The sequence below is a fragment of the Pseudomonas kurunegalensis genome (assembly GCF_030291635.1).
Classification (GTDB): Bacteria; Pseudomonadota; Gammaproteobacteria; order Pseudomonadales; family Pseudomonadaceae; genus Aquipseudomonas; species Aquipseudomonas monteilii.
The window spans coordinates 2,933,571-2,959,397 of sequence record NZ_CP127871.1; the positions used below are offsets into that span (position 1 = coordinate 2,933,571).

Annotated in this window: 20 protein-coding genes, 1 pseudogene and 1 riboswitch; of the genes and pseudogenes, 12 read left to right on the forward strand and 9 right to left on the reverse strand. The window is 63.0% G+C overall.

Annotation, left to right across the window (positions count from 1 at the left end):
* The first annotated feature begins 181 nt into the window (after window positions 1–181).
* Complete coding sequence (locus QQ992_RS13085; protein WP_286113765.1) at window positions 182–1,075, forward strand: bile acid:sodium symporter family protein; 894 nt, start codon at window positions 182–184, stop codon at window positions 1,073–1,075.
* Window positions 1,076–1,090: 15 nt separating this feature from the next.
* Here the strand turns inward: QQ992_RS13085 and QQ992_RS13090 are convergent, their stop codons facing one another.
* A complete protein-coding gene (locus QQ992_RS13090) occupies window positions 1,091–1,558 on the reverse strand; it encodes a sterol desaturase family protein (protein WP_119370000.1) in 468 nt (155 codons plus the stop codon).
* A 397-nt stretch (window positions 1,559–1,955) separates the two neighbouring features.
* Between QQ992_RS13090 and QQ992_RS13095 the strand changes: the two genes are divergently transcribed.
* Complete coding sequence (locus QQ992_RS13095) at window positions 1,956–2,672, forward strand: MgtC/SapB family protein (RefSeq protein WP_286113766.1); 717 nt, start codon at window positions 1,956–1,958, stop codon at window positions 2,670–2,672.
* A 14-nt stretch (window positions 2,673–2,686) separates the two neighbouring features.
* Entirely contained in the window at window positions 2,687–3,196 is a 510-nt protein-coding gene (locus tag QQ992_RS13100; RefSeq protein ID WP_286113767.1) for a GNAT family N-acetyltransferase, read from the forward strand.
* 7 nt (window positions 3,197–3,203) lie between these two features.
* Here the strand turns inward: QQ992_RS13100 and QQ992_RS13105 are convergent, their stop codons facing one another.
* From QQ992_RS13105 to QQ992_RS13120, 4 genes are all read right to left on the reverse strand, one after another.
* A complete protein-coding gene (locus QQ992_RS13105; RefSeq protein ID WP_286113768.1) occupies window positions 3,204–4,190 on the reverse strand; it encodes a DNA-binding protein in 987 nt (328 codons plus the stop codon).
* A 242-nt stretch (window positions 4,191–4,432) separates the two neighbouring features.
* Entirely contained in the window at window positions 4,433–5,674 is a 1,242-nt protein-coding gene (gene codA, locus QQ992_RS13110) for a cytosine deaminase (RefSeq protein ID WP_286113769.1), read from the reverse strand.
* An 88-nt stretch (window positions 5,675–5,762) separates the two neighbouring features.
* Window positions 5,763–6,425: a thiaminase II gene (tenA, locus tag QQ992_RS13115; RefSeq protein WP_286113770.1), complete on the reverse strand. Its 663-nt coding sequence runs from the start codon at window positions 6,423–6,425 to the stop codon at window positions 5,763–5,765.
* On the reverse strand, window positions 6,422–7,069 hold the full coding sequence (locus tag QQ992_RS13120; protein WP_110741025.1) for a TenA family protein: 648 nt from the start codon (window positions 7,067–7,069) through the stop codon (window positions 6,422–6,424). The genes tenA and QQ992_RS13120 overlap by 4 nt, the downstream gene beginning before the upstream one ends.
* A 78-nt stretch (window positions 7,070–7,147) precedes the next feature.
* Window positions 7,148–7,262, reverse strand: a riboswitch (TPP riboswitch).
* Between the two features lie 250 nt (window positions 7,263–7,512).
* Here QQ992_RS13120 and QQ992_RS13125 point away from each other — a divergent pair.
* The 4 genes and pseudogenes from QQ992_RS13125 (at window position 7,513) to QQ992_RS13140 (ending at window position 14,724) form a co-directional block, all read left to right on the forward strand.
* A complete protein-coding gene (locus QQ992_RS13125) occupies window positions 7,513–10,908 on the forward strand; it encodes an Ig-like domain-containing protein (protein WP_286113772.1) in 3,396 nt (1,131 codons plus the stop codon).
* Window positions 10,909–10,962: 54 nt separating this feature from the next.
* Window positions 10,963–11,946 (forward strand): SCO family protein, encoded by a 984-nt coding sequence (locus tag QQ992_RS13130; protein ID WP_286113773.1) that lies wholly within the window; start codon window positions 10,963–10,965, stop codon window positions 11,944–11,946.
* Window positions 11,947–12,168: 222 nt separating this feature from the next.
* A pseudogene (locus QQ992_RS13135) lies at window positions 12,169–13,716 on the forward strand (putative bifunctional diguanylate cyclase/phosphodiesterase); the annotation flags it as partial.
* Between the two features lie 9 nt (window positions 13,717–13,725).
* Window positions 13,726–14,724 carry a site-specific integrase gene (locus tag QQ992_RS13140; protein WP_105948147.1) on the forward strand — a complete coding sequence of 333 codons (999 nt, stop codon included), beginning with the start codon at window positions 13,726–13,728 and terminating at the stop codon, window positions 14,722–14,724.
* On the opposite strand, the gene QQ992_RS13145 is transcribed toward QQ992_RS13140, so the two are convergent.
* Complete coding sequence (locus tag QQ992_RS13145) at window positions 14,714–15,700, reverse strand: SMP-30/gluconolactonase/LRE family protein (protein ID WP_286113774.1); 987 nt, start codon at window positions 15,698–15,700, stop codon at window positions 14,714–14,716. The two genes, QQ992_RS13140 and QQ992_RS13145, sit on opposite strands and share 11 nt — an antisense overlap.
* 127 nt (window positions 15,701–15,827) lie before the next feature.
* On the opposite strand from QQ992_RS13145, the gene QQ992_RS13150 reads away from it, so the two are divergent.
* Complete coding sequence (locus tag QQ992_RS13150) at window positions 15,828–16,733, forward strand: LysR substrate-binding domain-containing protein (protein ID WP_119370011.1); 906 nt, start codon at window positions 15,828–15,830, stop codon at window positions 16,731–16,733.
* Here QQ992_RS13150 and QQ992_RS13155 read toward each other — a convergent pair whose 3' ends face one another.
* Window positions 16,734–17,873 carry a glycerate kinase gene (locus tag QQ992_RS13155; protein WP_286113776.1) on the reverse strand — a complete coding sequence of 380 codons (1,140 nt, stop codon included), beginning with the start codon at window positions 17,871–17,873 and terminating at the stop codon, window positions 16,734–16,736.
* Between the two features lie 128 nt (window positions 17,874–18,001).
* Window positions 18,002–19,099, reverse strand: coding sequence for a sugar diacid recognition domain-containing protein (locus QQ992_RS13160; protein ID WP_105948144.1), 1,098 nt, complete (start codon window positions 19,097–19,099; stop codon window positions 18,002–18,004).
* 163 nt (window positions 19,100–19,262) lie between these two features.
* On the opposite strand from QQ992_RS13160, the gene QQ992_RS13165 reads away from it, so the two are divergent.
* Entirely contained in the window at window positions 19,263–20,591 is a 1,329-nt protein-coding gene (locus QQ992_RS13165; protein ID WP_286113777.1) for an MFS transporter, read from the forward strand.
* 82 nt (window positions 20,592–20,673) lie between these two features.
* On the opposite strand, the gene QQ992_RS13170 is transcribed toward QQ992_RS13165, so the two are convergent.
* Window positions 20,674–21,627 carry an IS110 family RNA-guided transposase gene (locus tag QQ992_RS13170; protein WP_119372048.1) on the reverse strand — a complete coding sequence of 318 codons (954 nt, stop codon included), beginning with the start codon at window positions 21,625–21,627 and terminating at the stop codon, window positions 20,674–20,676.
* A 334-nt stretch (window positions 21,628–21,961) separates the two neighbouring features.
* On the opposite strand from QQ992_RS13170, the gene QQ992_RS13175 reads away from it, so the two are divergent.
* The 3 genes from QQ992_RS13175 (at window position 21,962) to QQ992_RS13185 (ending at window position 25,757) form a co-directional block, all read left to right on the forward strand.
* Entirely contained in the window at window positions 21,962–23,482 is a 1,521-nt protein-coding gene (locus QQ992_RS13175) for an FAD-dependent oxidoreductase (RefSeq protein ID WP_286113779.1), read from the forward strand.
* A gap of 71 nt (window positions 23,483–23,553) precedes the next feature.
* A complete protein-coding gene (locus tag QQ992_RS13180) occupies window positions 23,554–24,564 on the forward strand; it encodes an aldo/keto reductase (protein ID WP_286113781.1) in 1,011 nt (336 codons plus the stop codon).
* A gap of 95 nt (window positions 24,565–24,659) precedes the next feature.
* The gene (locus QQ992_RS13185) at window positions 24,660–25,757 is read left to right on the forward strand and encodes an alkene reductase (RefSeq protein WP_286113783.1); all 1,098 of its coding nucleotides are present in this window, start codon (window positions 24,660–24,662) and stop codon (window positions 25,755–25,757) included.
* Window positions 25,758–25,827: the final 70 nt, after the last annotated feature.

A 25,827-nucleotide genomic window follows, 5' to 3' on the forward strand; every position in this document is an offset into this window, starting at 1 on the left:
AGGCTAATCCTTGGTAAAAACAGGAATGCTACTGCGCCTGCAGGCCTACTGCAACGCGGCATGCAGCCTGGCCAGCCGCTGCGCTTGGTAACAAATGGTTACCAATAGCTGGCCCTTTGCAATTAGCTATCAATCCGCGCCTGCCTACACTCCTCGAGATCCTTCGCCCGAGAGACCGCCCATGACAGCCTCGCCCTTGCTCACCGCCGTTCTGCCGCTAGCCTTGGGCATCATCATGCTCGGCCTTGGGTTGTCGTTGACCCTGGCGGACTTCGCTCGCGTTGTGAAATACCCCAAACCGGTGATGGTGGGCCTGGCCTGCCAGATCCTGCTGCTGCCGCTGGTGTGCTTCCTGATCGCCAACGGTTTTGGCCTGGAGTCGGCCCTTGCGGTAGGGCTGATGCTGTTGGCAGCCTCGCCAGGCGGCACCACGGCCAACCTGTTCAGCCACCTGGCCCATGGCGATGTGGCGCTGAACATCACCCTCACGGCGGTCAATTCGCTGATCGCAATCCTGACCATGCCATTGCTCGTGAACCTGTCGTTGAGCTGGTTCATGGCTTCGGATCAAGCCATTCCGCTGCAGTTTGCCAAAGTGATGCAGGTGTTTGCCATTGTGCTGCTGCCGGTGGCACTGGGCATGCTGATTCGCCATTTCGCCCCGGTTTTCGCCGCGCGCATGGAGAAACCGATGAAGCTGGTGGCCGCGCTGTTCCTCGCCTTCACCATCGTCCTGGCCCTGGCCAAGGACTGGCAGACCGTGGTCGAGTATGCGCCGGTGGTGGGCCTGGCGGCGCTGCTTTTCAACCTGTTGAGCCTGGCAGTGGGTTACTGGGTGCCGCGCCTGCTGAGTATTCCCAAGCGCCAGGCAATTGCCATTGGCATGGAAATCGGCATCCATAACGGGACCTTGGCCATTGCCTTGGCGCTGAGCCCTTCGCTGCTGAACAACGCGACCATGGCGGTACCGGCGGCGCTGTATAGCCTGATCATGTTCTTTACGGCAGCGGGGTTTGGCTGGTGGGTGAGCCGTGGGCATGTGGCGGCTCAACCTGAAGGCGAAGCGGTGAATTGAAGCCCGTTCAGGTTGTTACTGCTGGCTGCGCTTGCTGCGCAGCTGCTGCTTCAACACCTTCAATGGGGGCGCATAGAAGAAGCCGAACGAGACACTTCCCGTGCGCCCCTTCACCGCATGGTGCAACCGATGCGCCCGGTGCAAGCGTTTGAGGTAGCGGTTGACCGGCCGAGGCTGGCGCGGCCAGTGCCGGTGAAAAAAACCGTCATGCGCCACCACGTACAGCACCCCGTACCCTGCTACCCCTCCGCCCACCCACTGCAATGGCGCATAACCGCTTTTGCCCAGCGCGACCAGCGCCGTGGCGATCAGGCCCAGGGCCACGAGGTACAGGTCATTGGTTTCGAGCATGCCCAGCTGAGGCTCATGGTGAGAACGGTGCAGCCACCAGCCCCAGCCATGCATGATGTACTTGTGAGCCAGCGTGCCAACGCCCTCCATGGCCACCAGGGTGCCGAACAGTACGGCGAGATTGAACAGCATGGAACGGTCCGGGTGATGGCAAAGAGAGGCGCAAGGTTAACGGCTGACCAGGTTTTTTTCCATGCGGGCGTGACCGGCTGCAGGCCATTCAAGGATGAAGCCATTGTCATGTTCTCGCCCTTGACCTGCTCTGTCCCGGGGCGTATGGTCCGCGACGCAATTTTGCCTTCCTCAACAGGAGACCTGCCTTGGACAGTAGCCCCAGTCGCTTGCGACAGGCCCGCGTGGCGCACTAGCCCGGCAGTGTCCTGCACTGTCTGGCCGCCCTGGCAAGACGGTGGTTTCCTGTAACCCCCGCTTTTCCTCCCTTCCTCGTGGTCCTGCGCATTGTTCTGGTTTTTCAACCGCGCCAACTGATGGCGTTCATGCGGGCGTATGCCTGCGGAAGAGGTTTGCTATGGATTGGAAAGTATTTCTGCTGCGCGTCAGCATTGCCTTGCTGTTGGGTGCGTTGATCGGTGCCGAACGGCAATTGCGCCAACGCCTGACCGGGCTGCGCACCAATGCGCTGGTCAGCACCGGTGCCTGCCTGTTCGTGCTGATGACCCAGGCGGTGCCAGGCATGGCACCTGCCGATGCGTCGCGCGTCGCTGCTTATGTGGTATCGGGTATCGGCTTTCTCGGGGGTGGTGTGATCATGCGTGACGGCTTCAACGTACGAGGCCTGAACACTGCGGCCACCTTGTGGTGCACGGCGGCAGTGGGTGTGCTGTGCAGCCTTGGGCTGCTGTTGGAGGCAGCATTGGGTAGCCTGGTGGTGCTATGCGCCAATATCCTGCTGCGTGACATCGCCCAGCGGCTGGACCGTCAGGACGTGGTGCCGGCCAGCGAGGTGGAGCAGCACTTCGAAGTGCGAATCGTCTGCCGCGCCGAGGACGAAATCCAGGTGCGCAGCCTGATGCTGCATAGCCTGGGCGATCCGCAACTGCGGCTGCAGTCACTGCAAAGCCAGGACCTGGACAACCCAGCGCGCCTGGAAGTGCGCGCCGAGCTGTTGGGCACCGCGCAGGCACCCGCGCAACTGGAGCGGCTGGTCAGCCGGGTGAGCCTGGAGAAAGGTGTAAGCTCGGTGCGCTGGCAATTACAGCCGCAGGTACTGGCGGCGGATTACTGAAACAGGAGTGATTCATGCGTATCCGCCCTACCCTCGAGCGCGATATTCAACACCTGCCGGACGTAGAGCGTTCGGCGGCCCAGGCGTTTGCCGGCTGGCCGACGCTGGCCTGGCTGGCGCAAGGTGATGTGATGGATTGCGTTGCGCACAGGGCCTTCGTCGACGCGGGCGGTAGCTGGGTGGCCGAGGACGATAACGGGTGCCTTGCCGGTTTTGCTTGTGCCCGCCGTGAAGGGCAGGCTCTGCACCTTTATGAAATATCGGTGCGCCAGGAGGTTCAAGGGCAAGGCGTGGGGCGGCGTTTGCTGCAGCAAGTGGCTGATGCCGCGCGTGACGCGGGCCTGCGGGAGCTAACGTTGACCACCTTTGCCAAGGTGCCCTGGAATGCGCCCTTCTATGCACGGTTCGGGTTCGAGGTGCTCGATGAGCGGCTGCTGAGCCCGCGGCTGCGGGAAATCCTGGCCAATGAACGTGCACACGGCCTCACTGAGCGTTGTGCAATGCGCCGTTATGTCGGTCGTTGACTGCCCGTCACTCTGCATGTGCAGGCAGCTGTGCCCTGCATTGCGCCAACGCCGCATCACGTTCTTTTAGCTGCTCTTCATACCGCAGCAACTGCCGCGCCTGTTCCGCGCACACGTCGCGCCTGGCCTCCAGGTTCTGCGCTTGCACATCCAGCTGCCGGCGCATTTCTTCGCTGGCGCCTTGTGCCTGGGCCAGGATCGTCCGCAAGCCTTGGATCTGCGCATCGCGTTGCTCCAGCAACTCGTCCTGCGCCCGGCACTCGCTGGCGGCCTGGCGGTGCTCACCCAGCAAACGCTCATTATCGCGGTGCAAGCGGGTCAGTTCGTCCTGCTTGACGATCATGCCCTGCTGCAGTTGGCGTACTTCCACCTGCATCTGCTGCAGTTGTGCTTCATGACGGCGCTGTTCCTGCTCGCGCTGTTCACGGCTGGCATTGCGGTAATGCTCCAGGGCGTCGCGGGCATGGCGGTGTTTGTCCTCCAGCGACTTCACCTGTTCGTCCTTGTCGGCAAGGCGCACCTGCAATTCACCCAGTGACTGGTTGAGGCTGGCGCTACGCAGCTGTTCGGCTTGCAGCGTGCTTTGTGTGGTCAAGCGCTTTTCCGTTTCGTCAGCCAAAGCCGCTGCATCGATCTGATGTTGCTGATGCGCTGCCGCCAGGGCCTGACGGACGATTTCCAGCTGAGCCTCAAGCTGCTCTCGCTGTTGGGTGAAGGTGCTTTCGGCCTGTTCGATCTTCAGGTCGGCCTCATCTTGTAGCTGAGTGGCCAATTGCCCGACCAGGCGGCTTAGCACATCGCTCAGCGCCGCGCCCCCTTCCGAGGCCACGGGTTGCTGGCCGTTCAATTCCTTCAGGTAGCGGTGAATCGTGGTTTTCGAGCCGGTATTGCCCAGCTCGATACGTATGGCATCGATGCTGGGGTTCTCGCCACGGGCAATCAATGCCTGACGTGCCTGCTGAACCACCACCTTGTTGATACCGCCCCGGGCCATGCGTGCTCCTACGATTTTGTACTGTGTTATGTAACATGTAATTACGTACTGATTATGGCGATAACAACGCTCACCTGCAAACGTTTCCTAAGGAAGAATAATCACGGCTTATCGCATGTGATCGACAAAAATCCGCTCGAAGCGTGCGTTTAGCCGTACGGCAAACAGCAAAACGCCCCGCCCGGCTCAAGGCCGGCGGGGCGTTACGGGCTTCAAAGTGGCGGGTGTAAGTGGCGGGTGTATCAGTGCATGCGCTCAACCTGCGCGGGCGTGCGACGCATCAACACCTTGCCGTTTCGCACCGACACCAGCGCGTGCCCCTGGCTACGCACCATCTCGTAATCGTCTGGTGCCGACAGCAGCAACAGGTTGGCCGGCCGCCCCACCTCGATACCGTAGCGCTCCCCCAGGTTCAGGGTGCGGGCGCTGTTATCGGTGATCAGGTCCAGGCAGCGCTGCAGGTCTTCGTAGCCGAGCATGTGGCAGATGTGCAGCCCGGCTTCGAGAATGCGCAGGATGTTGCCATTACCCAGCGGGTACCAAGGGTCGACGATGGAGTCCTGGCCAAAGCACACGTTCATGCCGGCGCGGTCGATCTCGGCCACGCGGGTGACGCCGCGGCGTTTCGGGTAGTTGTCGAAGCGCCCTTGCAGGTGAATGCTCTCGGTCGGGCACGACACGAAGTTGATGCCCGACAGTTTCAGCAGGCGGAACAGCTTGTAGCAGTAGGCATTGTCATACGAACCCATGGCTACCGTATGGCTGGCGGTTACCCGGGCGCCCATACCGCGCACCCTGGCTTCTTCGGCCAGCACTTCAAGGAAGCGCGATTGCGGGTCGTCGGTCTCGTCGCAGTGCACGTCTACCAGGCAGCCGGTACGTTCGGCCAGGTCCATCAGGAACTTCACCGACGACACGCCCTGGTCGCGGGTGTTCTCGAAATGCGGAATGCCGCCCACCACATCGGCACCGATGGCCACGGCTTCGGTCATCAGCGCCCGCCCATTGGCATACGACTCGATACCCTCCTGAGGGAAGGCGACGATCTGCAAGTCGATCAGCTCGCGCACGTCGTCACGCACCTCGACCATGGCCTTGAGCGCGGTAAGGTTCGGGTCGGTGACATCGACATGGGTCCGTACATGCTGGATACCGTGGTCCACCAGCATGCCGATGGTTTTTTTTGCGCGGACCTTGATGTCGTCGTGGGTGGTGATTTCCTTACGCTCGGCCCAGCGCTCGATGCCTTCGAACAACGTGCCGCTCATGTTCCACTTCGGCTCGCCAGCGGTCAGGGTGGCATCCAGATGAATGTGCGGTTCCACAAAGGGTGCCACCACCAGGTTTTGCCCGGCATCAAGGTCATCGGTAGCAACGGGTGCCACTACCTCGGCCTGGGGCACGATGGTGGCAATGCGCTCGCCGCTCAGTTCGATGCGGTACAAACCGGGCTTGCCGCGCAAGCGTGCATTGATAATGTTCATGCTGTTACTCCTTGGGCTCGCTTATCGCCGCTACCTGCATAGTGGTCGAGCCCAAGGGTATCCGCCAGTGCCTGGCGCAGGTATCGATTTACTGGCTGTCCAGCCCCATCTGCCAGAAATCAGCCTCCAGGCTGGACGCCTGCCCGAAAATCCCCACCAGGTCTGCGAAGCGCTGTTCGGTCATGCTCCGCGCTGCCAGTTCATCCAGGTGCTTGCGCGCCGCCGCCGCCACCCCTTGGTAGCCCTCGCCGGCGTACTCGCCAATCCACTCGCGGTACGGGTGGTTGCTCAAGTCGCCAATCCGCTCGGCCAGGGTACGGCCGATCTCGGCATAGCCGATCACGCACGGTGCCAGCGCCACATGCAGCTCCAGCAGGTCGCCGGCGGCGCCACAGTCCAGCACGTAGCGGGTATAGGCCACGGTAGCCTGGTGCTCTGGCGCCGCCTCGATATCGGCCTGGGTCAGCCCCCAGCGCGCGCACAGACGCAGATGCAGTTCGGTTTCATCCAGAATCGCTGCCAGCCCGGCCTGCGCGGCGCGTATGTCCGCCGGGCGGCGGCTTTTATAGGCGGCCAACGCCCAGGCACGGGCGAACTGGATAAGGAACAGGTAATCCTGCACCAGGTAAGTCCGGAACGCGTCCTCACTCAACGTGCCCTCGCCCATCTGCCGCACAAAGTCATGGTCGACGTAGCTGTTCCACTGTTGGGTCGCGGCAGCCTTGAGGCGCTCGAAGATATCCATGCTCACTTGCCCTCCGGGTAGACGGCATCGAAGAAGGCCAGCTCCAGCTCGACGGTGCGTTGGTAGAAATCACTGGCCAGTGCGGCTTCCTGCGGGCCGACGCGGTCCAGCTCGGCTTGCAGGAAGGCAACGAAGGCCTGGAAGTCCGGGTTGTCGTGAAGGGTGATCCACTCGGCATGAACGAAGTTGTCCGGCATCGGTTTCGGCGCCTTCAGTGCCCAGTCCAGGTACAGGCCTTCGGCAACGTTGAGCACCGCCAGCGCCGCCGCATAGGAGCGGGTGGCTGCCGCTTCGCGCATGATCGCCTTGAAACCTGCGGTTGGCGCAGTGTCGGCCGGTTCAGTGCGCTGCGCCGGGCTTACATCCAGGGCCTCGAAAGCGCGCAGGAAGTAGGTGTTCTCGTCACTGGAGATCATCCCGGCGAAACGGCCGAAGCGCAGGCGAGCCTCGAACGTGTCAGCGGTAGCGATGGCCGCGCCCAGCAAGGTCAGGAAGCTGTCGAGGAAACGGTGGTCCTGCACCAAGTAGTCGACCATGATCGGGGCCGGCAGGCTGCCGTCGCACAATTGGGTCACGAAACGGTGGCCAACGGCCGCCGACCAGGTCGGCTCGCTTTGGCGGCGCAGGGACTGGCTGAAACGTTCGGTCATGTTGCTGTCCTTGACGGGGGTGACAGCGAGACCTTGGCGGTGAGCATGGACGGGCCTCGCAGTGAGACCGGCAAAAAGGCAGGTTACGAATCCCATCCCTTCGCCGGCATGATCCGGATCAGGTTCGAAGGGTCACCGCGCTGCAACGTTCAGCGGTTTCTCAGCCCGTTGCCGGGCTCCCCTTGGTGGCGTTCAGGTATACCCCAGGGCGCGGGTGCTGTCACTACCCACTGCACCCAATGTGTGGGTAATGGGGGCCCGCTACTGGGGGAACATCCCCATTTTTGACGCCCCGTTATTTAGCGCACATCAGGTACTACAAGGAATTGTTTAACAAAGCATTACTGAATTTTCAGTTGGCACAGCGGTTGCTCAAGGCCATATACCGGGCAAAACGCCATTGAAGGCAGTACGCCATACAGCCGCGAGCGAGGCATAAGGCAATGAAAACACCTGCCGTGATCCACCCTGCTAGGCATGCATTCCAGCTGTCCACCGTCACCGCGCTGATGCTCAGCCTCGGGCTGATCACGGTTACAGCGGCCCCCCTCGACGATAACAGCCCGCCGCCGCCAACCGACCCTTCCGCCTACACCGACCAGCCGGCCGACCCGACCCCGGCCCTGCTAAACCTGGAGACCCTGCCAGAAGCCAACCGGGGCTCGCTGGAGCTGACCAATGGTGTGTATGGCGACCGCAACACGGTGCGCACCGACAACGTGCTACCGCCAGCCCTGCAAACCTCGGACAGGTACCCCACCAACGGCAAACCCAGCCCGTTGTTCGGTGCGCAGCCGTTTACCCAGCAATTGCTGCTGTTCGAAGAATTCGGCACAGAAAAACTCGACCCCACCCTGCCGCCGCCCAGCCTGACCTTCCCGGTCCCCACCTTGGGCGCTGCACCCGCGCAGGACCCTAACGTAGTGGCGCGCAGTGGTCCCAGTGGCACTGCCCTGGAGGCCTTCCTCAAGCAGCCGGGCCTGTACCCGTTCCCGACCCAGTTTTCCAATGTGCTGGACCGCAACCCGTGGAAGGCGCAGATCGAAATGTTCCTCAACCGCCAGCCCGTTGGCTCCCCAGCCGAAGGCCGTCCACCAGGAAAAGGCTGGTCACACCAGCGCTGGAACGAGTTTTACCCGCAGACTGCGTTCAAGACCGCGCAAGCCGGTGCGCGCATCAACCAGGGCCTGCGCGACCGCAAGCAACTGCACAACTATGCGGTCGGTGAATTTGCCCCGGGCGGGCTGTACTACCAGACCTCCGACATCCCGACCACGCTGGGCACCACCAAGGGCATCGACACCCGCTTCCACCCGAACATGCCGCTGCAGAACCACAAGTCGCTGTGGACGTTCGATGGCACCTTCCCGGTCAAGTTGCTGATGGTGCGCTATGGCCAGCCAGTGCTGATGCGTCATTACAACGCCCTGCCGATCGACCCTTCGGCCAACGGCGGTTTTGGCTTGCACACCATCTCGACCCACGAGCACAACGGCCACTCCCCGGCCGAAAGCGACGGCTTTGCCAACGCCTACTTCTTCCCTGGCCAGTACTATGACTACCGTTGGCCGGTGCAGCTGGCCGGCTACGACACCATCAACACCCGTGCACAAGACCCGCGTGCCGCGTTCCCTTGCTCACCGGGTGAAACCCTGTTCGTCAATGACGGCTCGCCAGGGCTGAAAACCTGCCAGAACGGCAGCATCAAGATTCGCGGCGACTGGCGCGAAACCATGAGCACCCACTGGTTCCACGACCACATGATGGATTTCACGGCGCAGAACGTCTACAAGGGCAACGCCGTGATGATGAACTACTACAGCGCCCTGGACCGCGGCAACGAGGCCCTGCAGGATGGCGTGAACCTGCGCTTCCCCAGCGGTTCGGGCATGCCTTGGGGCAACCGCGACTACGACGTCAACCTGGTGATGGCCGACAAGGCGTGGGATGCCAACGGCCAACTGTGGTTCAACCCGTTCAACACCGATGGCTTCCTTGGCGACCAGATGCTGGTCAACTGGCAGTACCAGCCCAAGCTCAAGGTGCGCGCGCGCAGTTACCGCTTCCGTCTGCTCAATGGCTCGGTATCCCGCTACTTCAAGTTCGCAGTCGTGCGTGAAATTGCCGGCACCACCGGCGAATTCAAGGGGCCGGCCGGTTCCAACGTGTCGTATGCGCGGGTGCCGTTCCACATGATCGCCAACGACGGCAACATCATGGAGCATGCCGTGCCATTCGACGGCACCATGGACCTCAACGGTGACGGCAACCTGCAGGACAACAACGGTATCCTGCCGTTGCAAGGTATCGCCGAGCGCTACGACATCATCATCAACTTCGCCAAGAACGGCATCAAGGTGGGCGACAAGCTGTACTTCGTCAACATTGAGGAACACCGCACCGGCAAGGGCCCGGAAGGTGCCATTTCGCTGGCCGACGTGCTGTCGGAGAAATACAAGGCCGTCATCAAGCAGACCAGCAAAGGCCCGCAGTGGGATAACGGCGACCCGCTGGTCGGCAAGTTCCTGCAGTTGATCGTGCAGCCCTACAGCGGCCAGGACGTGAGCATGGACCCGGTTGCCTACGAACCGGCCAAACCAGGCAAGGCCGCAGGCCTGAAGATGCTGCCGCTGCCCATTGACCGCAACTCGGCCGCCGACCAGGCCAGGATCAAGGATGCCCGCCACCGCGAGTTCATCTTTGGTCGCTCCGACGGCACCGACACCACCCCCTGGACCATCAAGACCGATGGCGGCTTCGGCTACAGCATGGACCCACGGCGCATCAGTGCTGCGCCACAACTGGCCCAACAGTCCACCGATGGCGGCTTCAGCGGCGACGGCACCCTGGAAGTGTGGAAGATCGTCAACGGCGGCAATGGCTGGAGCCATCCGGTGCATGTGCACTTCGAGGAAGGTGTGATTCTTAGCCGCGACGGCAAGGCGCCGCCAGAATGGGAGAAATGGGCACGCAAGGACGTGTACCGCATCGGGCCGGATGCCGATTCGTCGGAAGAAGTGGAAATGGCTATTCGCTTCCGCGAGTTCGCCGGTACCTACATGGAGCACTGCCACAACACCCAGCATGAAGACTCTTCGATGCTGTTGCGCTGGGACATTGAACACCCAGGGCAGTTCCAGGTGATGCCGACCCCACTGCCAGGTTGGGATGGCGTGCAATACATGGCGTCGGTGGGCCTGCCGACCTTCCGCACCAAAGGCAAGGACGACAACGATGATGCTGCCAACAAGCCACCGGTCGCGGCCAACGACAGTGCGGCAACCACTGCGGGCAAACCGATCACCCTGAACGTGCTGGCCAACGACACCGACCCGGAAGGTAACCTGCCATTGACTGTCGTCGGCCTCAGCCAGCCAGACTCCGGCCAGGGTAGCGTCAGCACCAATGGCACCACGGTGACCTACACCCCGCCGGCCACGGTCGCCACGCCGTTCACCGCCAGCTTCAACTACACGGCGCGGGATGCCAAAGGGGCCGAGTCGGTGAACCCGGCCACGGTCAGCATCGCGGTCAGCCCGGCGGCAGCGGTCGACCAGATCCAGGTCACCAGTGCCACGGTGCAGGTGCGCAGCGGCAACCGTTTCACCTGGGATGTGCAAGGGACTACCACAGTGGCCACGGGCAACAGCATCAGCGTGACTGCGGCGACCACTGGTGGCCCGGTAAGCCTGGGTAACGCCACGCTGACCGTCACGACCACCGGCGCGCGCTGGCGAGTGTCGGTCACCACCACCGGCTTCGGCCCGGCCACACCGGCGACGGTTACCGTGAAGTCGGCGCTGGGGCAGACCGTGACGGCGCCTGTCAAGTATCAGTGAGTGCAAGGCAGGGGCCGCCATGCGGCCCCACTGCCAACCGATGAGGACCGCATCATGTCCGGCTCATGGCGTTTCCTGCTGGTGCTCGCGCTGTTCGCCGCCAGCGTCCCGTTCTGGCCGTTGCAGCCGCAACAACCGGTGGCCAAAGAAGCTGAAAGCCCTTGGGGTGCCGACTATTTCCCCAACATCCCCCTGCTCACCCAGGACGGCGAGCAAGTGCATTTCTTCGACGACCTGATCAAAGACAAGGTTGTCGCCATCAACTTCATCTTCACCGGCTGTTCCGATTCCTGCCCGGTAGAGACCGCACGCCTGCGCCAGGTGCAGAAGATACTTGGCGACCGGGTCGGCAAGGACATTTTCCTGTACTCCATCAGCATCGACCCTTACAACGACACGCCCGCCACCCTCAAACGTTACGCTGAAAAGTTCGGTATCGGCCCCGGCTGGACGCTGCTCACCGGTGAACCTGACGACATCGAACGGTTGCGCCGTAGCCTGGGGCTGTGGATTGACGGCCTGGAAAACGGCCGTTCCAAGGACCACAACCTGAGCCTGATCATCGGCAACCAGGCCACCGGCCGCTGGATGAAGGCTTCACCCTTCGAAAGCCCGTACATCCTCGCCGATCGCCTGGGCAACAGCCTGCACAACTGGAAGCAGGCCAGCGCCATGAACAATGACTACGCCCAAGCCCCGGAAGTACGCCCGCCAAGCAGTGGCGAGCAGATCTTCCGCACCCGTTGCTCATCCTGCCACACGCTGGGTAATACCGAGCCGGGGCAACCCGGTATAGGCCCCGACCTGCTAGGTGTGACCCGCCAGCGTGATGCCAACTGGCTGACCCGCTGGTTGAAAGAGCCCGACCGCATGCTGGCAGAGAAAGACCCCCTGGCCATGCTGCTGTACGAGCAATACAACCGCCTGGCCATGCCCAACATGCGCCTGGGGGATGCCGAAGTCAGCGCCTTGATGAGCTACATCGAAGAGGAAACCGCACGCCTGCAGGCGCCCTTGGCGGATACGGGAAACCCTTAAAGGCAATTAGCTATCGGTCATCAGCCTGTCATCTTATTGTCGTATTTTTCGAGCATCACCCAGGGTCGGGAACTATCAGCAGTGATTCGCCGTTCGCTTTCATCCACCAGCCTTCTGCGGCTGCTGATCCTGATGCTGTGTGCAGCCACCCTGGCTTTTCTTTGGGGGCTGCACGTCCCCTCCGTAACCGCTGCCCACCTGGCGTGCGGATCTGGCCAGTCTGCACCCTTGGCATTGCCCTGGTCCCGGCAGTTCTGGCTGAACCTGAGCATGACCCTGCTGATCCTCGGCAGTTTGCTGTGCACCTTGCGCCTGCTGCGCAAGCACCAGGAGGCCTTCAATGCACTGGAGCAGGCCCAACAGGTCAACCAGCAACTGATCGGGCGCCTTGAGGACGAACACCGGCGCAGCAGCCACGCCGCCGCCACCGACCACCTCAGCGGCTTGCACAACCGCCGCCAGTTCGTCGAGGTGGCTGGCCAGGCGCTTACCCGGCAACGGGGCAAGCGCCGGCTGATGGCGATCCTGTTCATCGACATGGACCGTTTCAAGTCGATCAACGACTCGCTCGGGCACAAGATTGGCGACCTGCTGCTGCAGGCTGTGGCCGGGCGCATCCAGCGCCTTCTGGAGCCCGGTGACGAAGCCTCGCGCTTTGGCGGCGACGAATTCGTGGTGCTGTTAGCAGGCGAGCGCAGCGAGGAGCAGATCAACGCCTGGGTTCGCGAACTGGTCCAGCGGTTGTCGGCCACCTATGCCCTGGATGGCCAGGAGGTCAACACCAGCCCCAGCGTGGGCGTAAGCATCTGCCCCCGCGATGGCCAGGACATCGACAGCCTGATCCGCAGTGCCGACGCTGCGATGTATTCGGCCAAACAGGCCGGGCGCGCGCAATATCGCTTCTTCGACCCCTCGCTGAACCTGGCCGACATTCAGGCCTTCACCCTCGAACAGGCGTTCGGCAGTGCCTTGGCCGAGCGCCAGTTCGTGCTGCACTACCAGCCACAGATTCGCCTCGACACCCAGCAAGTGCTGGGCTACGAAGCGCTGGTGCGCTGGGATCACCCCGAATTCGGCCTGCTGTACCCGGACCGCTTCATCGACCTGGCCGAACGCAGTGGTTTCATTGTCGAGCTGGGTTGGGAGGTGTTGCGCCTGGCCTGCGAGGCATTATCGGGGTGGGACGCCCAAGGCCGAGAGACGCGGCTGGCCGTCAATGTCTCCGCCCTGCAACTGCGCCAGGACGACTTCGCTACGCGGTTGCTGAACGAACTGCAACAGTATGCAATTGCGCCGCAGCGGCTGGAGCTGGAAATCACCGAAACCACCATCCTCGACCCGGAAAGTACCGCTGTGGCGCACCTGCACACCCTGCGCAGCGCGGGCCTGGGCATCAGCCTGGACGATTTCGGCCGCGGCTACGCCGGCTTCGCCCACCTGCATTCGCTGCCGCTAAGCAAGCTGAAAATCGACCGCTCGCTGATCGCCCCCTTGTCCAACAGCCATGACGACAGCCCGATCGTGTCCTCCACCATCATCCTGGCCAAACGCCTGGGCCTGGAAGTGGTGGCCGAAGGTGTGGAAACCCGTGAGCAGGTGGTGTGCCTGAAACTGGCGGGTTGCGATATTGCCCAGGGCTATCACTTCAGCCGGCCGCTGTCGCCGGCGCAGTTGCTCGACTACCCGCACTTCAACGGCATCGAGGCCTCGCACGATACCATGGGGCTGGTGCCGGCCCTGCAGGATGGCGTTGCCCCGACGCCGCATTAGGTGCTTGTCATGGGATTTCGGTTTATCGTGTGCCCATCACCCACCGACAGCCGCACCATGACCGATATCGAGCGCTACCTTCGCGCCGCCACCCGTGACAACACCCGGCGCAGCTACCAGGCCGCCATCGAGCACTTCGAAAGCCACTGGGGCGGCTTTCTCCCGGCCACCGCCGAGAGCATCGCCCGCTACCTGGTCGAACATGCCGAACACCACGCCGTCAGTACCCTGCGCCAGCGGCTGGCCGCGCTCAGTCAATGGCACGTCGCACAAGGTTTCCCCGACCCGACCAAGGCACCGCTGGTACGCCAGGTTCTACGTGGCATCCGCACCCTGCACCCGACGCCGCCCAGGCAGGCCGCCCCGCTGTTGCTGCAACACCTGCAAACCGCCGTGGCGTGTTTTGAAGAGGAGGCTCGTCAGGCCCGCGAACACCACGACCTGGCCGCCCTGCGCCGGGCACGCCGCGACACTGCGTTGCTGTTGCTGGGCTTCTGGCGAGGTTTTCGCGGTGATGAACTGGCACGCTTGCGCATCGAACATATCCAGGCCGAAGCCGGTGTCGGCATCACGCTGTTCCTGCCGCGCAGCAAGGGTGACCGCGAAGCCTTGGGCGTGCAGCACCGCACCCCGGCCCTCAAGGCCCTGTGCCCGGTAACGGCCTACCTGCAATGGCTGGAAGTTGCCGGCATTGCCCACGGGCCGGTGTTTCGCAAGCTTGACCGCTGGGGCAACCTCGGTGAAAGCGCGCTCAACAGCAACAGCCTGGTCGGCCTGTTGCGGCGCATGCTGGAGCGTGCCGGGGTACCGGCGGCGCTGTATACCGGCCACTCGCTACGGCGTGGCTTCGCCACCTGGGCCACCGCCAATGGTTGGGAGCTGAAATCACTGATGAGCTACGTGGGCTGGAAAGACGCCAAGTCGGCGCTGCGCTACATCGACTCGGCGCAGCGTTTTGGCGAACTGGCCGTGTTGCCGGCCAGCCAGGCCCAAGCGCTTATTCCTTGAAGCTGTGCCGGGCGACACCGCCAATTGCCGGGTGAATGGCATACAGGTCGCCAGCATCCGGGTAATGGAGCAGGTCTTCAGGGCTCATGTCGAAACGCGCGGTGCTGATGAACAAGGTATTCATGCCGGGCCCGCCAAAGCAGCAGCTGGTGGGGCACGGCACCGGCATCAGTACCTGATCGGTCAGGTGGCCGTGGCGGTCGTAGCGCAGCAGGCAGCTGCCATGGTACTGGCACACCCACAGCCCGCCTTCGCGGTCCAGCGCCAGGCCATCTGGCCGCCCCAGTTCGGCAGGGGTTTCGGCAAACAGCGTAACAGCGCCCAGCCGGCCCTCCATGAGGTACTCGGCACGGTAGATGGCGCGCGCCGCCGAATCGACGAAGTACACCGTCTGGCCGTCTTGCGACCAGGCAACCCCGGTGGGCAAGGCCATGTCATCGTGGATGACCTCGTCGCTCAACTGCCCGTCAAAACGGAACAGCGCCCCGGTATTGCCGCTAAGGGCATCGTCCATCAACCCGGTAACGAAGCGCCCTTGCGGGTCACAGGCGCCGTCGTTGAAGCGGTAGGTGGAGCGCGGATGGACCGATGCCGAATGCTGGCATACCTTGCGCGCCGGCACATCGAAGATGGCCACGCTGGCATCTTCGGTGAAAATCAGGTTGCCCCGGTCGGTCAGCGCAAGGGCGCCAATGCGCGCGGCTGACGCGTAAAGGTTCTCGACGTCGCCGTCTGGCCTCAGGCAGTTGATGCGCCCGCCAGAAATATCGATGAAGTACAACGCGCCGTTACGCTCATCCCAGACCAGGCTTTCGCCCAGGTCGGCGCGGGTATTGGCGACCTTGACTGGCACGCAGCTGCATTCCTTGATGCGGGGCCATCGTTCGGCCTGCCCCTTGCCATAGGCCAAGCCCAGGCCCTGTGCGGCATCGGTGACGGCCGCAACTTCGTTGTGGAAAGGCTCTGTAACGGGCATTTCTGGCTACCTTCGATTCTCCTTTTTACGATAACAACAAAAAAATCAATGACTTAATATTAAAAGCATGCAACTTTGATATCTCATGGATATCACCACCGAGTCGCCGCGCTTAAGGAATGCTTGATTGATCGAAACACGCTTGCTCAGGCAGTTCATCGCCGTGGCCGAAGAGCTTCACTTTCACAAGGCTGCCGAGCGCCTGCACATGGCGCAGCCGCCGCTGAGCCAGGCGATCAGCCGCCTGGAAGAAAAGCTCGGTTTCAGCTTGTTCTTGCGCAATACGCGCGGGGTGCGTCTGACCCCGGCTGGCACAGCCTTTCGCGATACGGCTTACCGCGTGCTGGCCGAGCTGGAACAGGGTATCGAGTACGCCCGTAATGTCTCTGCGGGTGTCAGCGGGAAACTGACCATCACGGCCATTTCCATCGCCTACTACGACTCGCTGCTCAACAGCTTGCGGCGCTATCGCGAGACTTACCCGAACGTGCAACTGACCCTGCGCGAGATGCCATCGGCGACGCAGGCCAAGGCGCTGCTGGCCGGCGAGGCGGATATCGGCTTCATGCGCAGGTTACCGCTGCCGGTGGGTACGCTGGAGTCACGGCTGCTGCTTGACGAGCAGATTGTCATGGCGCTGCCCGCCGGCCACGTGAAAGCGCAGCAAGGCGACGTCGACCTGCGCGAGTTTGCCAATGAGGATTTTGTGTTTACCCCGCAAGCGTTGGGCGGCGGCTACCATGCCCAGCTGGTTGCCCTGTGCGAGTCGGCCGGCTTCTACCCTCGGGTGGTGCAGGAGGCCGCACAGATTCATACCCTGCTGGGGCTGGTCGCCTGTGGTTTCGGTGTAGCCCTGGTGCCGGCCTCATTCGCCCGATCGACCCCGCGCGAGCGCGTACAGTTCTGTGCGATCCGCCCGATAGACGAGCAATCCCCTCCAGGCATCGGCCTGTACATGAAATGGAACGCCCAGAATGCCTCGCCTGCGCTGGCCAACTTCATCGCCCTGTTCGAAGACGCAAAAACGCTCTGATCAGGCGCGCGCTGCGCAGCGCCATAGCCGGCCCACGTCACAAGCCCGGGCCTGCAGCAGTTCTGCCGCGTTGGCACACGCTTGCTCAAGGCTCATCGGCCCGCTGGCCAGCGCAAAAGCAGCATCGACCCCATGGGCATACAACTGCTGGTAGCCCTCACCCAGTGTCCCGGCCAGCACCACCACCGGCACACCGTGGCGCTTGGCGACCCGGGCAACCCCCATCGGCGTCTTGCCGCGCAGTGTCTGGGCATCGAAACGTCCCTCACCCGTCACCACCAGGTCCGCGCCCTGCACCAAGGCGTCAAGCCCGGCCAGTTCGGCCACCACCTCTACCCCCGGGCGGAACTGTGCCCCCATGAACGCACGGGCGGCGAAGCCCATACCACCGGCAGCACCGCACCCAGGGTAGTCGCGCACATCGTCGCCCAGCAGCTGTGCACAGTGGTCGGCAAAATGCCCCAGCGCCTGGTCCAACGCCTGCACCTGCTGCGGGTTAGCGCCCTTCTGCGGGCCGAAAATCGCCGATGCGCCGTTGGCGCCGCACAGCGGGTTGTCGACGTCCGCCGCGACTTCGAATTGCACCTCGGCCAGGCGCGGGTCAAGGTGACTGGCGTCGATCCGCGCCAGCTTCGCCAGTGCCAGGCCGCCCTCTTCCAGCGCTTGCCCGTCGGCATCCAGCAGGCGCAGGCCCAGCGCGCGCAGCATGCCACTGCCTGCATCGTTGGTGGCGCTGCCACCGATGGCCAGCACCACCCGCTGTGCGCCGGCGGCCAAGGCGGCGGCAATCAGCTCGCCGGTGCCCCAGGTGCTGCTGCGGCACGCATCACGCTGGTCGGTTGGCACCAGCTGCAAGCCACTGGCCTGGGCCATTTCGATGATGGCCGTGCGGCTTTGTGGCAGCCACCCCCAACCGGCTTCGACGCTGTGCCCCAATGGCCCACGCACCGCTTGGCGGCGCAGTTCGCCGTGGCTGGCGGCCAGGATCGCCTCCATGGTGCCCTCGCCGCCATCGGCCATTGGGCACTCGACCAAGGCGGCGTCCGGCCACGCCTGGCTCAGGCCAGCAGCGATGGCGCGGGCGACACCGGCAGCATCGAGGCTGTCCTTGAACGAGTCGGGGGCAATGACGATCTTCATGGGGATTCTCCTGTCCTGATGAGCGGCATGCTGACAGGTGCCCGCCAGGCTGGCCTCGGTCAAATGCACAAAACGCCGGGCAGGTTGTTTGGGCAGATGCCTTCGTGGCGCCGCCTACAGGCGCCGCGTCAATCAGCAGGCAACAGCTGCAACCCCAGGTACAAGCTAAGCATCCCCTCCATGCGCAGCGGGTCGACCTCCCCCAGTTCGGCAATCCGTTCCAGGCGATAGCGCAGGCTGTTGCGGTGGATGCCCAAGGCATCGGCACAGGCCTGGCTCTGGCCGTCATGGGCACACCACGCGCGCAGGGTGGTGAGCAACTGCCCACTGTTGTCCTTGGCGCGAATGCGCTGCAACGGTTCCAGCAGTTCATCCAGCGCGTCATCGTTGCGATGCCGCCACAGCAGTGCCGGTAGCCGGTAGCGATGCAGGCTGAGCAAGCGCTCGCCGGGGAGTACCTCGCGCCCATAGGCCAGCAAGTCGCGCACCCGGCGATAACCTCGGCGCAGTTGCTCCAGGCTCTGCGCGGTACTGCCCAAGGCCAGGCGCTCCACGCCCCAGCCATGGCGTTGCAGGCGCTCGAGCAGGCGCGGTTCATCCAGCGTCACACCTGCGGGCCGACACCACAGCAACGACTGCCGCGCCGGGCTGACACACCAGCTGTCCGGGTAGCGGCTCAGCAACCACGCGGCAAGCGCCTCGGCGGGTGGCCCCGAGGCCAACTCGAACAGGCAAGGCACCCGTGGCAACTGCGGCTTCAGGCCCAGTTGCCGGGCTTCGTCGAGCAAGCGTGGCGAGTCGCCGCTGCCGCCTAGCAACAGCGCCAGCAGGTCATCACACCGCTGCCGCCGCCATTGCTGGTCGGCTTGCAAATGGCGCTGGGCCAGCAGCATCTCGGCGGTCATGCGTACCAGCTCGCCATAGGTGCGCACCTGTTGTGGGTCACCCGTCAGGCCCAGTACGCCCATCAGCCGGCCATCGAGCATCAGCGGCAGGTTCACCCCGGGCTGCACGCCCTTCAGGCATTTGGCCGCATCAGTATCCAGCTCGACGATCCGGCCATTGGCCAGGACCAGTTGCGCGCCTTCATGGCGGGTGTTGATACGCTCCGGTTCACCGCTGCCCAGGATCAACCCCTGGCTGTCCATGACATTGACGTTGCATGGCAGAATGGCCATCGCCCGGTCAACGATATCCTGTGCCAGGTCATGGTCGAGTTCGAACATTGCGAGGTCCTTTAGGTGTCGGGCTTTTGGGCTCGGGCACAGCAGCCTGGGCCGGGCGCTGTGCAAAAGCACAAAGACAGGCTGGCCGCAGTCCCCGAGACTCGTCAGGGCGAGCGCCGGCACAGGCGACGCGGCGACAACCATAACAACAGAGAACCCGATCATGGCACACAGCCCCGCCCCTGACCAAGGCACGGACACCACACGCAACGCGCTGTACCGGCGCATCACCCTGCGGCTGATTCCGTTCATTTTCATCTGCTACCTGTTCAACTACCTGGACCGCGTCAACGTCGGCTTTGCCAAGCTGCAGATGCTCGACGCCCTGAAGTTCAGCGAAACGGTGTACGGCCTCGGCGCCGGCATCTTCTTCATCGGTTACGTACTGTGCGGTTTACCCAGCAACCTGGCGCTCAACCGGTTTGGCCCTCGGCGCTGGATTGCACTGATGATGATCGCCTGGGGCAGCCTCTCCACCTGCCTGCTGTTCGTCACCACCCCCGCCGAGTTCTACACCTTGCGCCTGCTCACCGGCGCCGCCGAAGCCGGCTTCTTCCCGGGTGTGGTGCTGTACCTCTCGCGCTGGTTCCCGGCGGCCCGTCGCGGGCGCATCATGGCCCTGTTCATGTCGGCGATCCCGGTGTCGGGCTTGCTCGGTGGGCCGTTCTCCGGCTGGATCCTGCAGCACTTCGCCGCTGGCCAACACGGCTTGGCCGGCTGGCAGTGGATGTTCCTGATCCAGGGCCTGCCGACCGTTGCCCTGGGCATACTGGCGGTGTTTTTGCTCAGTGACGGCTACCAGAAAGCGCCTTGGCTGAGTACGGCGGAACGCCAGCTGATTGCAACCGACCTGGAAGCCGATGCTGCCGGCAAACCGAACACTACCGGCGACAGCGTACTGGCCGTTTTGACCAACCCGCTGATCTGGACCTTCGGTTTCGTCTACTTCTGCATCCAGAGCGGTGTGTACGCGATCAACTTCTGGCTGCCATCGATCATCAAGAACATGGGCTTCGACAACCCGCTGCTGATCGGCTGGCTCAGCGCCATTCCGTACCTGCTGGCGGGTGTGTTCATGATCCTCTGCGGGCGCTCGGCCGACCTGCGCAACGAGCGCCGCTGGCACCTTGTAGTGCCGATGCTGATGGGTGCTATCGGCCTGCTGATTGCGGTGAACTTCGCGGGTAACCCGACCATTGCCATTCTTGGCCTGTCGATTGCCACCATGGGCGCGCTCACCGGCCTGCCGATGTTCTGGCCAATGCCCACCGCGCTGCTCAGTGCCGGTGCCGCTGTGGCAGGTTTGGCCATCATCAACTCGGTGGGCCAGATGGCGGGGTTCCTCAGCCCGTACCTGGTGGGGTTCATCAAGGACCAGACCGGTTCAACCGATGCCGCACTGTATTCGCTGGCGGCGCTGATCGTGCTGGGTAGCCTGGTGGCCTTGCGGGTTACCCGGGCTGGTGCGCTGAGTACTGCAAGCGCCAGTTGAACCCATTCGCGGGCTCGCCCGCTCCCGCAGGACCGCCACAGTGTTCGAGCTCGTGGTGATCCTGTGGGAGATTCTATGGTTTTCAGCAAGCTGTTTTGGCTCCTTTGGTGATGTATTCGTCCTGATTTTTCATCAGGGCGAATGCCACCCGTGCGAGCTTCCTGGCGAGGATTACCAATGCTTGGGTCGTTGCCTTTCCATTGTTCCGATGCCGCTCATAGTCCCCTTTCCAAACGGGTGACTTGCTGGCGGCCATCGCTGCGTTATGCAACAAACGACGGATTTCTGAGCAACCGCGCTTAGTGAGGCGACGTTGCCCACTTTTCTGCCCAGAGTCACTGACTCGTAGATCCATTCCCAAGAATGCGATGTACGCGTCACTGCTCTTGAACTCACCCCTCATAAAAGCCATTACCAGCGCTGTGGCGGTTAGAAAACCAATACCCTCTACTGCCTGGCAGCGAGCGACTTGCTCGTGCAATCCAGCTTCTCGCAGCACTTCCTTAATCTTCTTTTGGATCAACAGCTCCAGCCGATCTATCGATTTCACGAAGGTACTGAACGCAGCCTTCAAGAGGCCTTCATTAGCCCAGCTCTGAGTCATTGCAGTGCGAGCACTTACCAAGGCTGCTCTGCGACGAAGCAGGCTCTGAAGCTTGCCGTAGACAGCGGGAGGCGGGCTCCAGGGACGAAGATCCTCCCCTTCGTTTCTCAGAAATCGGGACAGCAACCGAGCATCGGAAGGGTCGGTTTTAACCCGTCCTCCAACACTTTTCCGGTAGTTACTCAGTTGGAAACCATCGATGACATAAACCTCGAAACCCAAGCTATGGGCCAGCTCAACCAAGTCCAGGTGATAAACATTGGTCGCCTCAACCGCGATAGCGGTGTTCAGCGGTTGCTGCTTCAACCATTTTTTGATTTCGGGTTTGGAATTTTTCAGTCTGACGATCTCATCACGGTCATCGTGATGGATAACCAGCTCAGCTTTTGCGACATCCGCACCCACAATCAGCTTGCCTACCTGCATTGCCATGGGCGACTCCTCACGCTATGGTTTTTCGGCTTGAAGGGGTTTCACCAAGAGGCGCTGGCTTGCTTCTATCGTCGCTTGTAAACGATGCATTCTTTATCGGCGCTTTGGTGGAAGGGGTGGGGCGATGTCTCCCACGGTCTGTACTGATGCGAGCAGTCAGAATCGGGCATTTAGTCCCACCACCCCTTCAAGTCTAACCATACAAGCGGGCAAGCCCGCGAAGAGGCCAGCCCAGGCCACGCACAATCCACACCCTTCACCGATCGTCAGCTCAACGCATCCCCTCCCCACCTCAGGCGTCAAATGGTTCCAAAGGCCCCTTTGGAGAAGCCCCATGACCCAGCACGCCGTGGCCCGCCTGAGCCAGCTCGACGAACACCGCCCTCTGCGTGTTCAGGCCGGTAGCGAAGAACTTGTCCTCATCCGCCAGGGCGACCAGGTTCGTGCCTACCAAGGCAACTGCCCCCACGAAGGTGCGCCACTCGATGAAGGCGTGGTTTGCAGCGGCTTGCTGGTCTGCCCTTGGCACAAAGCCGCCTTCGCCGTTGACGATGGCGTGGTCTGCGAGCCCCCTGCGCTGGCCGACCTGCGTCGCTACAAAACCTGGGTCAAGGGCGATGAAGTCTGGGTCGATGACCAGCCCCTGCCAGCCATCGAGCCGCCACGGCACAGCGATGCCCGCTGCTTTGTCGTGATTGGTGCAGGCGCAGCCGGCAGCGCTGCTGTCGCCACGTTGCTGGCCCACGGTTTCGCCGGCCGGCTGGTGTGGGTCGATCAGGAACGCCAGCCCGCCTACGACCGCACGGCCCTGAGCAAATTCGTGATTGCCGGGCAGATGCCGCCCGATGAAGTCCCCGCCCTGCTTGATGCCGACGCCTTGCGCAAAGGCCAGTTGGAGCGCAAGCACGGCAAGGTGCGCACACTCAACAGCCAGAAACGCCAGCTTACGCTCGCCGACGGCCAACAGATCGATTACGACGCCTGCCTGCTGGCCACTGGCGGGAAAGCACTGCGCCCGGACATCCCCGGCGCCGACCTGCCCGGGGTGTTCACCCTGCGCTCACGGGAGGATGCCGCCCAGTTGCTCGATGCAGCCGAACCCGGCCAACCGGTGGTAATCGTCGGTGACGGTTTCATCGGCCTCGAAGCCGCCTCGGCATTGCGCAAGTACGGCCTACAGGTGCACGTGGTCACCCGCCACGAAGCCCCCCTGGCCCGGCAGCTGGGTGAACGCATCGGCCGCAGCATCCGTGAGCTGCATGAGCGCAAGGGTGTCACCTTCCATGGCCCTACTGAAGTTGAGCGCATCGAGGGCCAGGACAAAGTCGAAGCCGTGCAACTGGCCAACGGAGAACGGCTTCAAACACCCTTGGTGCTGCTCGGTACGGGGGTAAAACCGGCCACTGCCTTCCTCCAAGGCGTGCCGCTGACCGAGGACAAGTCTGTGAGGGTCGACGCAGAAATGCGCGCTGCCGATGGCCTGTGGGCGGCGGGAGATATCGCCACCTTCCCGCTCACCGGTCGACCTGTGCGCATCGAACACTGGCGCCTGGCCCAGCAACACGGGGTAATTGCTGCAGCCAACATGCTTGGCGAGCAGCGCCGCTATGCCGATGTGCCGTTCTTCTGGACTTACCAGCACGGCCGCACTTATGAAGTGCTTGGCCACGCCCGGGACTGGAACCGGATCGAGTTCGTCGGTGAGCCGGAAAAAGGCGATTTCATTGCGCTGCAGTGTGTGGATGAACGGGTTGAGGCTGTGGTCGCCAAGGGGTATTCCGATGCCATGGCAACGCTGTCGCAACGCATGAAACGCCCGTTGAGCCTGCAAGAGGCTTTGGCGCTAATTGGCTGAGGTCTGCCTTTCAATGCGCCCCGGTTGTGTGTAAAACAGCTGGATCAGCCGACTGAAAAGGACCCAAGCGCATGATCTACCGCCCCCTCGGCCACAGTGGCCTGCAGGTTTCCGCCCTTACCCTGGGCAGCATGATGTTCGGCGAGCAGACCAGTACCGAGGACGCCCTGCGCATCATCGACAAGGCCTGGGACCAAGGCATCAATTTCATCGACACTGCCGACGTGTACAACGCCGGGCGCTCGGAAGAAATCGTCGGTGAAGCGGTGGCACGCCATCGCCAGGACTGGATCGTCGCCAGCAAGGTCGGCTTCGGCCCGGCCGATGGCCTGCCCAACCGCAGCGGGCTGTCGCGCAAACACATCTTCAATGCCCTGGAGGCCACCCTCACCCGCATGGGCATGGACTATCTGGACATCTACTACCTGCACCGCGAAGACCACAAGGTGCCGCTGGAAGAGACCGTACAGGCCATCGGCGACCTGCTGCGCCAGGGCAAGATCCGTTACTGGGGCGTGTCCAACTTCCGTGGCTGGCGCATTGCCGAGGTCTGCCACATTGCCGAGCGCCTGGGGGTGCCCAAGCCGGTGGTGAGCCAGCCGCTGTACAACATCGTCAACCGTCAGGCCGAGCCGGAGCAGCTTACCGCTGCGGCTGCACACGGGCTTGGCGTGGTGCCGTTCAGCCCGTTGGCCCGTGGCGTACTCAGTGGCAAGTATGCGCCAGGTGCGGTGCCGGATGCCGGCAGCCGCGCAGGGCGCCAGGACAAGCGCATCATGGAAGTGGAGTGGCGCCAGGAGTCGCTGGCTATCGCCCGGCAGATCCAGGCTTACGTTGAGGCCAAGGGCGTGGGAATGGTTGAGTTCGCCATTGCCTGGGTGCTGAATAACCAGCGGGTGAGCTCGGCGATTGTCGGGCCGCGTACCGAAGAGCAGTGGGACACCTATGGCGGTGCATTGGCGGTGAAGATCACGGCGGAAGATGAGGCGTTCATCGACTCGCTGGTGACGCCGGGGCATGCATCCACGCCAGGGTTCAATGATGTGGCGCATTACGTGAGCGGGCGCTTGGCGCGCAGCTGACGCATTGGGGAGCCCTGCGCCGGGCTCCCGGTCCCCCCTTTCCCCAATCACCCCGGTATCGTGCGCACCATTGGTTTTCCACCTCTGGAGCTGCAATGAAACTCTTGCAACCGCTGCAAATCGGCCCCCTCACCCTGCCCAACCGTGTCTTCATGGCGCCCCTCACCCGCCTGCGCAGCCTGGAGCCGGGCGATGTACCCACCACGCTGATGGGCGAGTACTACCGCCAGCGCGCCAGTGCGGGCCTGATCATCACTGAGGCCACGCAGATCTCCTTCCAGGCCAAGGGCTATTCCGGATCGCCCGGCATTCATAGCGCTGAACAGATCGCTGCCTGGAAGCACATCAACGAAGGCATTCATGCCGATGGCGGCCACAGCGCCGTGCAGGTCTGGCACACCGGGCGGGTGTCACACACGTCTCTGCAACCTGGCGGCGAAGCGCCAGTGGCCCCTTCGGCACTGCCGGCAGGTGCGCGCACTACCCTGCGTGACGAGCAAGGCGACCTGATACGCGTGGAAACCTCCGCGCCGCGGGCGCTCAGCGAAGCGGAAATTGCCGGCATCGTCGCCGACTTCGGCCAGGCCGCGATCAACGCCCGTGAAGCCGGGTTCGACTTCATCGAGCTGCATGCGGCCCACGGTTACCTGCTGCACCAGTTCCTTACCCCGAGTGCCAACCAGCGCGAAGACCGTTACGGCGGCAGCGTCGAAAACCGCGCACGTATTGTGCTGGAGGCGGTGGACGCGGCCGTTGCCAACTGGAGCGCCGAGCGCGTCGGCATCCGCGTGTTCCCGTTGGGTGGTTTCAATGGCGTGGACAATGGCGAAGACCAGGAAGCCGCCGGCCTGTATCTGATCCGCGAGCTGGCCAAGCGCAACCTCGCCTACCTGCACCTCTCCGAGCCTGACTGGGCCGGTGGCAAGCCGTTGCGTGACGAATTCCGCCAGGCAATCCGCGCGGCGTACCCGGGCGTAATCATCGCAGCCGGGGCTTATACCGCCGAGAAAGGCGAGGACCTGATCGGGCGTGGCCTGATCGATGCCGTGGCGTTCGGGCGCAGTTACATCGCCAACCCGGACCTGGTCGAGCGGCTGCGGCTGCAGGCGCCGTTGAACGAGCACCGGGCGCAGCTCGACTATGCCAATGGGCCTGAAGGGTATACGGATTATCCGTTCCTGAAGCAGGCATGATGCAGAAACGGGAGCCCATAGGGGCTCCCGTTTTTTGTTGCCAATGCCGGCCTCTTCTCGGGCAAGCCCG